The organism is Yersinia sp. 2542 StPb PI, assembly GCF_048593855.1.
GTDB lineage: Bacteria > Pseudomonadota > Gammaproteobacteria > Enterobacterales > Enterobacteriaceae > Yersinia > Yersinia enterocolitica_E.
The window spans coordinates 1-12,371 of the sequence record NZ_JAZGQA010000134.1; the positions used below are offsets into that span (position 1 = coordinate 1).

The following is a 12,371-nucleotide window of genomic DNA, read 5'->3' on the forward strand; positions in this document are numbered from 1 at the left end:
CAAAAAAATATTGTTGCTTTATTTTCATTAATTGGTACTGATAGTAATCCTTCATCCTAAGATGAAGATACAACTTACCTATCGCCTGTTGCTTTTGTAGTCCAGGCAAATCGAGTACAAATTGACGAACCATTTGTAGATTTAACTTAGGTACAGTTGACCCCTGTAGAATGGATGATTTTTGTTGGGCTATGACTTTGCTCTCATTGAAATGCCAAATCCAGAATAATGGAGAGACTCTGCTTTCATCCAACTCGACCTTAACAAAGTTATTGCCCAATATCCGCCCTGCATGAACCTTCTTAACAAGAACCGCTTTAGCATTAGCTAGGTTGATGATGACATCATTTTCGCTTGTCACTTTTAGTAACGAGGAACTTTTAACCACCTGTTCTTTATCCGAAACCATCACTTCAGGTTGCCAATCGTCGTCCTGGTGCAGTTGTGCTGTATAAAAACGATACTCTTTACCTGATTCTTCCGACTCTATGCGTGATAAGTTAACTCCGGGGATAAAATTTGCGATGTCGCTATAGACGATTTTTTCCATTTTCATCCTCGTTAAAGGGGGCTCCCCCCACAACGTTATAGTTAGTTACACCAGCAGTCAGCGCTCTCACTGTCAAAGAAGTCGACAATTAAGTTTTGACCAAATACGGTTTTTAAATGTCTCTCCATTGCATCGCAATCCGGAATATCAGGCCTATAAACTGAAATTGCTATTCTGGATGGTTGGCTCTTTCTTAACGCTTCAAGTATGTGTGAGTCATTCTCTCCCATGCTCCAACCATAGATGACGATGCTTTCTTTCTTCTCTGGCAAAACTTCTCGGTAAACAGTGTCAAGATATCGGCTACGAGCGATGGCGCTAAGTTTCTGCTTACTTGTCCCTTCAGAAACAAAAACCGGCGTTACTACTCCAGAATCCCAGTGTTGTGATATTTGCTGAAGATAATTTCCGTCACCGTGAGGAGCCGTATGTAGCTTGAACTCTTGACCACTGAAGTCTTGGGCCAAAATTAGAGAACCATGTGGATAGAACACTAAGCATGTAGCGTTATACCCTCCTGCACGATCTTTCCAATGTAAATCTCTAAAATCACTCCAATCAAATTGTTCATTGAACAAACGGTTGATGAAGCAATCCTTTAATTTTCCAGTAGTTGTATCTACAAGCAAAGATGCCCAGTACACAATTAGATCGTAATTTAGTGAAAGAACTGTCTTGAACTCGCCAATAAAAGTACGGATTTTTGCCAACTTATCCGACACCTCACAGTGCTCAGGATGGTTTTGGCTAACACACTCTATTAGCAAATTTCTGAGCAGCTTATACTTCTCTGTTGTTGCATTTTCAGCCACACCTAGCTGTTGGTTTACTTGTGTAGCAATCCACAACCGATGCAGGATCAGCTCAAAATCTTGCGTTTCAAATTGTTCGAACAAAGCTGTCAGCTGCCCATCACTACTAAGTTCTGCCAACTTCTCGCATAAACTACGATAGGCAAAATCGGGATTTACAGCGATGCTTGCACCGTTCCCAAGAAGTAAAGTATCATCGTAGTTAGCATTAATTTCAGCCCATTGATTAATTGTCGCCATGTTTAAACCCTCGCTTTCGAATTTTAGCTTTGTGGGCATTCCGCCAAGAACTTTCCCACTCATCTTCAATTATGGTAATTTTCAATAATTACCATGACTGAAGTTAAAGCTATTAAACATCGAGATTGGCATGGCGTCAATTCTTTTTTGGTAATTTGTAAAAATTACAAAAAACATGTCAAGCTCGAAACAGCACCCCAACCTTAAAAACTATTACAATCAGATAGCTATAACCTTCCGAATGGTTTTCCCGAAGTTGACTTGGCATAGTCAAACGGACTAACCCCTTTGTCCCGATTCGCATCCAAGTAATCAGCCCACCACTGAATCATCAGTCTACGTTCATCTAAGTGCTCGGCCTTATGAATATAAGCCGCACGCACAGAGTTACGTTCCTGATGGCTCATCTGTCGTTCTACTGCATCCCTCGACCACAATCCCGACTCAATCAATGAACTACAAGCCATCGTCCTGAAGCCATGCCCACAAACCTCGACCTTCGTGTCATATCCCATAACTCGTAGAGCCTTGTTCACCGTGTTCTCACTCATGGGTTTATGTGGATCATGATCGCCAACGAAGATCAGTTCACGGTTTCCATTCATGCTTTTGATCTTTTCCAGAATGGCGAGAGCTTGGCGGGATAAGGGGACAAGATGGGGAGTGCGCATTTTTGAACCTCGATGTGAATGCTTCACACCTTCCAATGGTTCTCGTTCTCCAGGGATGGTCCACATGGCGGTTTCAAAATCAACTTCTGACCAACGGGCAAAGCGTAATTCACTGGAACGGATAAAGACCAATAAAGTCAACTCTACCGCCAACCGGGTTAATGGCCTGCCACTGTAGTAGTCGATGCGATGAAGTAACTCTGAAACACGGTTTAATTCAAGTGCAGCACGGTGTTTTCTTTTACCGGTAGCAACGGCACCAGCCATCTCCTGCGCGGGGTTGTAATCAATTAAACCGCTTTGTACCGCATAGCGCATTATTGCTGTGGTTCGTTGTTGCAGGCGGGAAGCCACTTCAAGACGTCCAGACATCTCTACGGCTTTGATTGGAGGCAAAAGATCACGGGTTCCGAGGTCTGCAATATTCCGTTTGCCTATGGCTTGAAAGAGATTGTCCTCTAAGCTTTTGAGCACTCGAGCACTGTGAGCTTCTGACCATTGACGATTACTGGCATGCCACTCTCTGGCTACCACTTCAAAAGTTATCGCTTCTTGCTCCTGCTCTACCTTAACGGCTTTCTTGCTCTCACTTGGGTCCACACCGTTAGCTAACAGCTTACGAGCTTCGTCACGCCGTGCCCTGGCATCAGCCAACGATATTTCAGGGTACTTCCCCAGCGCCAGCATCTTCTCTTTACCACCAAAGCGATAGCGTAGCCGCCAGTATTTCGAGCCGTTAGGGTGAACCAGTAACACCATGCCTTCGCCGTCGGTAAGTTTATAGGCTTTTGCTTCAGGCTTGGCTGTACGAACCTTCACATCACTCAGAGCCATGTTGAGTATCCTTTCAAGGGTTCTGCGTGGGTACAAACATTATCGAACCGGGATATACCCGCAATTGTACCCACATCAGTAAGTTGATGTAGATTGAATCAGGTTGACTTATGTTGAGTGAAAAAGCGAGAAGAGCGTTGCGGGGACTGGATTTTAGACATAAAAAAAGACGTCCGTAGACGTCTCTTTACATACTAATGGTGCCGAAGGCCGGAATCGAACCGGCATGCCTCGCGGCGGTTGATTTTGAGTCAACTGCGTCTACCGATTTCGCCACTTCGGCACTGAAGTAGTATGCGGAGAACGAGGTGAATTATACCTAGCAATGATCTGCATGCAACTGTTATCCCACCAAGTTTAGTCTAAGTGTCGAAAAAAACGCCATCAACGCCGTTTTAGCAGCAAATAAACACTGATTAGGAGGAAAAGTATACTCGGCAACAGTGCACCGATGACCGGTGGAATGCTGTAAACCAAACTAAGTGGACCAAAAATCTGATCCAGTACGTAGAAAACAAAGCCGAAGAAGATACCGGTAACCACCCGAACCCCCATCGGTACACTACGTAATGGGCCAAAAATAAATGACAACGCCATTAGCATCATTACCGCGACTGAGAATGGTGCGAATATCTTGCCCCACATGTTCAACTCGTAACGGCTCGATTCCTGCCCACTTTGCCGCAGGTACTTACTGTAATCGTATAAACCACGAATGGAGAGCGAGTCGGGATTCATCGCAACCACCCCCAGTTTCTCTGGGGTCAGATTGGTTTTCCACTCGCCAGTCAAGGTCTGAGAACCAGTCACTTGCTTAGGATTGGTAAGATCAGATTCATCAACCTGCGATAAACGCCAAATATTGTCGTCATAAGTGGCTGTTGCGGCGTAACGCACCGAAAGCAGGCGATCTTGTTTATCAAAATGATAAATGTTAACCCCGGTCAGTTCATTGTCACCCGATACCCGCTGGATATAGATAAAGTCAGAACCGTCTTTCGCCCACAGACCCGATTGCGTTGATAAGAGTGAACCGCCATACATCTGCTGAGCGCGGAAATTACGCGCCATCTGCTCACCTTGAGGCGCAACCCACTCGCCGATCGCCATTGTCAACAATACCAGCGGAATCGCGGTTTTCATCACCGACGCAGCGATTTGCATGCGGGTAAAACCTGATGCCTGCATCACCACCAGTTCACTGCGAGTCGCTAATGACCCAAGACCCAGCAATGCGCCTAATAGCGCCGCCATCGGGAAAAAGATCTCAATATCCTTAGGGATACTCAGTAGGGTGTACATGCCAGCGGAAACTGCTGAGTAGTCACCCTGCCCGACTTTACGTAGCTGATCGACAAACTTGATGATGCCAGAGAGCGATACCAGCATGAATAACGTCATCAAAATGGTATTGAGGATAGTCCGTCCGATATAACGGTCTAATACACCAAACATCAGGCAGCACCTCTCAATCGCGCACGTAACTTACGAGCCGGCAGGCCATCCCACAGGTTCAATACCACCGCAACCGCCAGATATGCACCGTTTACGGTCCACATCCAGACAAGTGGGTCCAGCTTGCCGTTACCTGCATTAGAGCGCAGGGAGCTTTGTAACAGGAAGAAAATCAAATACAGCAACATTGCCGGCAACATGCTCAGCACTCGCCCCTGACGTGGATTGACAACACTCAGTGGCACCACCAACAACGCCATGATAATCACCGATACAATCAGTGTCAGACGCCAATGAAACTCTGCGCGGGCATCGGGTTCATTTGCACGCCATAGCTGTTTCATGCTCATCTGTTCAGCCACATTGTTGTTTTGTTGCACTTCCTGATGGCCGATTATTGCTTGGTAATCAACAAAATCAGTGATGCGGAAATCGCGCAACAACGCGGTGCCTTCATAGCGGGTACCTTTGTTTAAAATAACCACTTGTGAGCCATCTGGCCGTTCGGTCATATGGCCGCTATCTGCCACAACCACAGAGGGGCGTTGATTACCGTTTGGCCGCAATTGTGCCAAAAATACACGGTTAAACTCTTTGCCTGTCACATTACCGATAAATAAGGCTGAATTGCCATCGGTTGAAGACTTAAACTGCCCACCGGCCAAAGCGGCCAGGCTTGGGTTAGCGCGGGCGTCGTTCAATACTTCATCTTGATGTTTAGAAGACCACGGACCAAGCCAGATGGTATTAACCGCCGCCAGAGCAGAAGTCACCAGCGCCAGAATCAATGCAGCCATTATGAGGGATTTTTTGCCCATGCCGCAGGCATGCATCACGGTGATTTCACTCTCCGTGTACAATTTGCCCAACGTCATCAGCAGGCCAAGGAATAAGCTCAATGGCAGGATAAGTTGTGCCATTTCCGGCACACCGAGCCCCAAAAGGGATAAAACCAGGTTTGTCGGTATTTCACCATCGACCGCAGCGCCTAATATCCGTACTAACTTCTGACTAAAGAAGATTAATAGCAGGATGAACAGAATCGCAATTTGGCTCTTAAGTGTTTCCCGTACCAGATATCTAATGATGATCACGCTAATACGCCTGTGAAAACTTGTCTTTTTGCAGGAAAATCGATAGTTTCATCGTTAATCCGCCATTTATTCTCATCATATGGCAACCTTCACAGCTAAAATAGTATTACAGCATCTAGCGTTTAGGTGTCCTATAGGAACATGCTTATAGTCGCCAAAACAAAACAACTTATGCCGTTAAGGTTAACACACGTCGTTAACACAACGGAGAGAGATCGTTGCGGAGCGCTACATTCTAGCGGCAGCTTCCGCCTTTGTCTTTAAGATTCAGGAGAGTGCATGGAGTTCAGTGTAAAGAGCGGCAGCCCGGAAAAACAGCGCAGTGCCTGTATTGTAGTCGGCGTTTTCGAACCTCGTCGTCTATCTCCAATTGCCGAACAACTCGACAAAATTAGTGATGGCTACATCAGCGCTTTATTGCGCCGTGGTGAACTTGAAGGCAAAGTCGGGCAGACGCTGTTACTGCACCATGTGCCGAATATTCTCTCCGAGCGCATCTTGTTAATTGGTTGTGGTAAAGAGCGTGAGCTTGATGAACGCCAGTACAAGCAAGTGATCCAGAAGACCATCAATACCCTTAATGACACCGGTTCAATGGAGGCAGTCTGCTTCCTGACTGAACTGCATGTTAAAGGCCGCAATACTTATTGGAAGGTGCGTCAGGCGGTAGAAACAGCCAAAGAAACGCTTTACACCTTCGATCAACTTAAAAGTAATAAAACCGAGCCTCGCCGCCCGTTGCGTAAAATGGTGTTCAATGTGCCAACCCGCCGCGAATTGACCAGCGGTGAGCGCGCAATACAGCACGGTCTGGCTGTGGCATCTGGTATCAAAGCCGCTAAAGACTTGGGCAATATGCCACCCAACATCTGTAACGCCGCGTATCTGGCGTCTCAGGCGCGCCAACTGGCCGATGCGTTTAGCACCAACATCATTACTCGCGTTATTGGCGAGCAACAGATGAAAGAGCTGGGAATGCACTCTTATCTGGCTGTTGGCCATGGTTCGCAGAATGAATCATTGATGTCGGTGATAGAATATAAGGGTAATCCGAACCCTGACGCTAAGCCAATTGTGCTGGTAGGCAAGGGGCTGACCTTCGACTCTGGTGGTATTTCCATCAAACCGGCCGAAGGCATGGACGAGATGAAATACGACATGTGCGGTGCAGCAACCGTTTATGGCGTGATGCGGGTGGTGGCTGAGCTGCAATTGCCGTTGAACGTAATTGGTGTATTGGCGGGTTGTGAGAATATGCCGGGTGGCCGTGCTTATCGCCCTGGTGATATTCTAACCACCATGTCCGGCCAAACAGTCGAAGTGTTGAATACCGATGCGGAAGGCCGTTTGGTACTGTGCGATGCGCTGACCTACGTTGAGCGTTTTGATCCAGAACTGGTGATTGATATCGCGACACTGACCGGCGCGTGTGTGGTGGCATTAGGGCACCACATTACCGGTTTGATGTCGAATCATAATCCATTGGCTCATGAGCTGATTGGGGCGTCCGAACAAGCCGGTGACCGTGCATGGCGCTTGCCGCTGGGTGATGAATACGCCGAGCAACTGGACTCCAATTTTGCCGATATGGCAAATATTGGTGGCCGTGCTGGTGGAGCCATTACCGCAGGCTGCTTCTTGTCGCGCTTTACCCGTAAATATAGCTGGGCGCATCTGGATATCGCTGGCACTGCATGGCGTTCAGGTAAGAACAAAGGTGCAACAGGCCGTCCGGTCGCGTTGTTGTCTCAGTTCCTGCTAAATCGTGCAGGACTAAACGGCGACGATTAATCGTTTGATATATTCCATTTGATATACACCCAAGCTCATTGGGGTTGCAGGTAGGCGGCAAACGAACTCATCCCGATGAGCTTACACAGTCAAGTGATTCGGGTGAGTGAGTGCAGCCAACACCCCTGCGGCGTCAAGGACCAAGGGTGCTGAGAACCTATGAAAAACGCCACCTTTTACCTGCTCGAACACGACACGCCCGCCGGTGAACTACGTGCTCATGAGGCGTTGGCCTGCGAAGTTGCAGCTGTCCATTGGCGGGCGGGCAAACGGGTGCTAATCGCCTGTGAAAGTCAGGAACAGGCTCAGCGGCTGGATGAAGCCCTGTGGCAACGAGCACCAGACCAATTTGTGCCACACAATCTGGCCGGTGAAGGGCCAAAATATGGCGCGCCAGTCGAACTTGCCTGGCCGGAACGGCGCGGTAATTCACCCCGCGACCTGCTTATCAGCCTGCTGCCAGAGTTCGCAGGTTTTGCCACCGCTTTCCATGAAGTGGTAGACTTCGTCCCTTACGAAGAAAATTTGAAACAGTTGGCGCGCGACCGATATAAGTCTTATCGCAGCGTCGGCTTCCACTTGACTACGGCAACGCCGCCAACTAATTGAAATAAAAAGAAAATGGAAAACACACCTTCTAATATCGACAAAACTGAGCCGTCCCTCGATAAAACATACAGCCCGCAAGAAATCGAACAGCCGCTGTATGAACACTGGGAAAAACAGGGCTATTTCAAACCGAACGGCGATACCAGTAAAGAAAGCTATTGCATCATGATCCCGCCGCCAAACGTAACCGGCAGCTTGCACATGGGCCATGCTTTCCAGCAGACGATTATGGATACCTTGATTCGCTACCAGCGCATGCAGGGGAAAAATACCCTCTGGCAGGCGGGTACCGACCATGCCGGTATCGCAACCCAAATGGTGGTTGAGCGTAAGATTGCCGCAGAAGAAGGCAAAACCCGCCACGATTATGGCCGCGATGCGTTTATCGATAAAATCTGGCAGTGGAAAGGCGAGTCCGGCGGCACCATCACTCGCCAGATGCGCCGTCTGGGTAACTCCGTGGATTGGGAACGTGAGCGTTTCACCATGGACGATGGCCTGTCTAATGCGGTTAAAGAAGTGTTTGTTCGCCTGCACCAAGAAGATCTGATTTACCGTGGCAAGCGCCTGGTGAATTGGGATCCAAAACTACGCACCGCTATTTCTGATCTGGAAGTAGAAAACCGCGAATCCAAAGGTTCCATGTGGCATCTGCGTTATCCGCTAGCCGATGGTGCCAAAACCGCCGAAGGTAAAGATTATCTGGTGGTCGCCACCACTCGCCCGGAAACCGTATTGGGTGATACCGGTGTTGCAGTGAACCCGGAAGATCCGCGCTATAAAGATCTGATCGGTAAAGAAGTTTACCTGCCGTTAGTTGGCCGCCGTATTCCGATCCTCGGTGATGAACACGCCGATATGGAAAAAGGCACCGGTTGCGTGAAAATCACCCCAGCGCACGACTTTAATGACTATGAAGTAGGTAAACGTCACGCCCTGCCGATGATCAACATTCTGACTTTCGACGGTGATATCCGTGCTGAAGCTGAAGTGTTTGATACTAACGGTGAAGCTACCGATGCTTGCAGCGGTGCAATCCCAGAACAATTCCAGGGTCTGGAACGTTTTGCTGCCCGTAAAGCTGTCGTCGCTGAATTTGATAAACTTGGCCTGCTGGAAGAGGTTAAACCGCACGACCTGACGGTGCCTTATGGCGACCGTGGCGGCGTGGTTATCGAGCCGATGCTGACCGACCAATGGTATGTACGCACAGCACCGCTGGCTAAAGTTGCCATTGAAGCGGTAGAAAACGGTGAAATTCAGTTCGTGCCTAAGCAGTACGAAAACATGTATTACTCATGGATGCGCGACATTCAGGATTGGTGTATCTCTCGCCAACTGTGGTGGGGCCACCGTATTCCGGCCTGGTATGACGAGCAAGGTAAAGTGTACGTCGGCCGCGATGAAGCTGAAGTGCGCCGCGAAAACAATCTGGGCGCAGACGTGGCATTGCGTCAAGACGAAGACGTGCTGGATACCTGGTTCTCATCCGGTCTGTGGACATTCTCCACATTGGGCTGGCCTGAGCAAACCGATGCGTTGAAAACCTTCCACCCGACCAGTGTTGTGGTCAGTGGTTTCGACATTATTTTCTTCTGGATTGCTCGCATGATCATGATGACCATGCACTTTATGAAAGATGAAAATGGTAAGCCGCAGGTGCCGTTTAAGACCGTCTATATGACCGGTCTTATTCGCGATGACGAAGGGCAGAAAATGTCCAAGTCGAAAGGTAACGTCATCGACCCACTGGATATGGTTGACGGTATTTCACTGGAAGAGTTGCTGGAAAAACGTACCGGTAACATGATGCAGCCACAGTTGGCGGAAAAAATCCGCAAGCGCACCGAGAAACAGTTCCCGAATGGTATTGAACCGCACGGCACTGATGCCCTGCGCTTTACGCTGGCAGCGCTGGCCTCTACCGGCCGTGATATCAACTGGGACATGAAACGCCTGGAAGGCTATCGTAACTTCTGTAATAAGCTGTGGAATGCTAGCCGTTTCGTGCTGATGAATACTGAAGGACAAGATTGCGGGCAGAACGGCGGCGAAATGGTGCTATCACTGGCTGACCGCTGGATTCTGGCGGAATTCAATCAGACCATCAAAGCCTACCGTGAAGCGATGGATACTTACCGCTTCGATCTGGCGGCGGGTATTTTGTATGAGTTTACCTGGAACCAGTTCTGTGACTGGTATCTGGAGCTGACCAAGCCGGTGATGAACAGTGGTTCTGATGCTGAACTGCGCGGTACCCGTCATACCCTGATTGAGGTTCTGGAAGCATTGCTGCGCCTGGCGCATCCAATCATTCCTTACATCACTGAAACTATCTGGCAGCGGGTTAAAACCCTGAAAGGCATCACAGCAGATACCATTATGCTACAGCCTTTCCCAGAATATGATGCCAGCCAGGTCGATGAGAAAGCCCTGAGTGATTTGGAGTGGATCAAGCAAACCATCATTGCGGTGCGTAATATCCGTGCAGAGATGAACATCGCGCCAGGTAAGCCGCTGGAAGTCATACTGCGTGGAGCCAGTGCTGAAGCTCAGCGCCGTGTGTTAGAAAACCAGAGTTTCATCCAGTCGCTGGCACGCTTGTCCTCTCTCACTCTGCTCGCTGACGGTGATAAAGGCCCGGTGTCGGTGACCAAACTGGTTGAAGGCGCAGAAGTGCTGATTCCAATGGCGGGCTTGATCGATAAAGCCACTGAGCTGGATCGCTTGGCGAAGGAAGTCGCAAAACTGGAAGCCGAGATTGAGCGTATCGAAGGCAAACTGGGTAACGAAGGCTTTGTGGCGCGCGCGCCTGAAGCGGTAGTTGCCAAAGAGCGTGAAAGAATGGCGGCCTGTGCTGAAGCCAAACAAAAGTTAATTGAGCAGCAGGCAGTCATCGCTGCTCTGTAATTAACCCGGGTCCCGACAGCCTGATAAGAACAGCGAGCTAATTATTTAGCCGCTGTTTTTTTATCATTACATTCATTCAGTGTCATACCCTAAATAATTCGAGTTGTAGGAAGGCGGCAAGCGAGAGACAAATCGGTCGGGAACCGATTTGAACAGCATTTATGCCAGCCCGCAGGATGAGGCTCATTCATCCCGATGAGCTTACTGGTAGTAAGTGATTCGGGTTATTGAGTGCAACCAACGCACATACAGCTTGAAGTATGACGGGTATAGATGGTATTACAGATTATTACTATGTTATTACCCATTGGTTTATAGAGTAATACGCCATGACCACTGCCACACCGATCCGTCTGCTGGTGCGCCCTATCACTGTCGCAGACAATCTCGCTATCGCCAATGTTATCCGTGATGTTTCGGCTGAATTCGGCTTGACCGCAGATAAAGGCTATACCGTATCTGATCCTAATCTGGATCACTTGTTTGAGCTATATAGTCAGCCACGTAGCGCTTATTGGGTGATCGAGGTCGACGGTAATATCGCTGGCGGCGGCGGCGTAGCACCGTTGTCAGGTGGCGAAGCCGATCTGTGTGAATTGCAGAAAATGTATTTCCTGCCCATATTACGCGGTAAAGGTTTGGCAAAACAGTTAGCGTTACAAGCGTTGGCGTTTGCTCGTCAGCAGGGTTTTGGTCGCTGCTATCTGGAAACCACTGCCAGCCTGACCAGCGCCATTGGCTTATATGAGAAACTGGGTTTTGAGCATATTAACTGTTCGATGGGCAATACCGGCCATGTGGACTGCGAAGTGACGATGTTGAAAAAACTGTGATTATTCAGGGCGCATCGAGCGCCCTGATAGTATTAGCTGGAAAATGCCGCTAACGCAGCTATAGCGTCAAGCACCAAGGCAATTACCCAAAGTCATTGGCGCTATAGCAAGGCAGCAAACGAGCAAATCCCGATGAGCTGACTCAAGTCAGTGATTCGGGTGAGTGAGTGCAGCTAACACCGCTATAGCGTCAAGGACGAAGGGTAATTTAGTGGCGCTTACCGTCGTCGTCTTCATCCACCAACTCTTCACCGTCGAAATCACCCTCTTCGTCATCTTCGGCGTTCGGGTCTTCGTAGTAGGTGCCCCAACCATCGTAGTTAACGCCACAGGTTTCGGCCAGTGCAATCAGTTGTTCAACCTGTGCATCAATGATTTCAGCATTTAGTGCAACTTCACTGATCACGTCACAACACATCACTAATGAGCCATCTTCCACTTCCAGCTCTTCAGCATCTGTCACTTCATAACCCAGCTTGAATGCTTCAACGGCAGCCTTCTCCAACACGTCGAACTTCTCAGCGGAAAGGTGATGTTCAATGGTGTATAGCGCATCTGGGTCACTGCCATCG

General features: G+C 48.8%; 10 protein-coding genes and 1 tRNA gene. 4 read left to right on the forward strand and 7 right to left on the reverse strand.

The window, feature by feature from the left end; all coding sequences use genetic code 11:
• The 6 genes from V1952_RS15360 to lptF all read right to left on the reverse strand — a co-directional run.
• Positions 1-550 (reverse strand): restriction endonuclease subunit S (locus V1952_RS15360; protein WP_420075046.1); only part of this gene is annotated, 550 nt, incomplete at its 3' end.
• 41 nt (positions 551-591) lie between these two features.
• A complete protein-coding gene (locus V1952_RS15365; RefSeq protein WP_420075047.1) occupies positions 592-1,602 on the reverse strand; it encodes a DUF4917 family protein in 1,011 nt (336 codons plus the stop codon).
• 227 nt (positions 1,603-1,829) lie between these two features.
• On the reverse strand, positions 1,830-3,107 hold the full coding sequence (locus V1952_RS15370; protein ID WP_420075048.1) for a tyrosine-type recombinase/integrase: 1,278 nt from the start codon (positions 3,105-3,107) through the stop codon (positions 1,830-1,832).
• A 198-nt stretch (positions 3,108-3,305) separates the two neighbouring features.
• Positions 3,306-3,390: transfer RNA gene (locus V1952_RS15375), tRNA-Leu, on the reverse strand.
• A gap of 101 nt (positions 3,391-3,491) precedes the next feature.
• Positions 3,492-4,562, reverse strand: coding sequence for an LPS export ABC transporter permease LptG (gene lptG / locus V1952_RS15380; protein ID WP_083160821.1), 1,071 nt, complete (start codon positions 4,560-4,562; stop codon positions 3,492-3,494).
• Positions 4,562-5,656 carry an LPS export ABC transporter permease LptF gene (gene lptF, locus V1952_RS15385; protein ID WP_372557874.1) on the reverse strand — a complete coding sequence of 365 codons (1,095 nt, stop codon included), beginning with the start codon at positions 5,654-5,656 and terminating at the stop codon, positions 4,562-4,564. The genes lptG and lptF overlap by 1 nt, the downstream gene beginning before the upstream one ends.
• Before the next feature lie 279 nt (positions 5,657-5,935).
• Here lptF and pepA point away from each other — a divergent pair, with 279 nt between their 5' ends.
• The 4 genes from pepA (at position 5,936) to V1952_RS15405 (ending at position 11,799) form a co-directional block, all read left to right on the forward strand.
• Positions 5,936-7,447 carry a leucyl aminopeptidase gene (pepA, locus tag V1952_RS15390; RefSeq protein WP_005186600.1) on the forward strand — a complete coding sequence of 504 codons (1,512 nt, stop codon included), beginning with the start codon at positions 5,936-5,938 and terminating at the stop codon, positions 7,445-7,447.
• Positions 7,448-7,606: 159 nt separating this feature from the next.
• Positions 7,607-8,056, forward strand: coding sequence for a DNA polymerase III subunit chi (locus V1952_RS15395; RefSeq protein ID WP_004704882.1), 450 nt, complete (start codon positions 7,607-7,609; stop codon positions 8,054-8,056).
• A 12-nt stretch (positions 8,057-8,068) separates the two neighbouring features.
• The gene (locus V1952_RS15400) at positions 8,069-10,966 is read left to right on the forward strand and encodes a valine--tRNA ligase (protein WP_420072104.1); all 2,898 of its coding nucleotides are present in this window, start codon (positions 8,069-8,071) and stop codon (positions 10,964-10,966) included.
• 329 nt (positions 10,967-11,295) lie between these two features.
• Complete coding sequence (locus V1952_RS15405) at positions 11,296-11,799, forward strand: GNAT family N-acetyltransferase (protein WP_372557872.1); 504 nt, start codon at positions 11,296-11,298, stop codon at positions 11,797-11,799.
• Positions 11,800-12,007: 208 nt separating this feature from the next.
• Here V1952_RS15405 and rraB read toward each other — a convergent pair.
• Positions 12,008-12,371, reverse strand: a 364-nt coding sequence (rraB, locus tag V1952_RS15410; RefSeq protein ID WP_420075049.1) for a ribonuclease E inhibitor RraB, incomplete at its 5' end; no start/stop codon positions are given.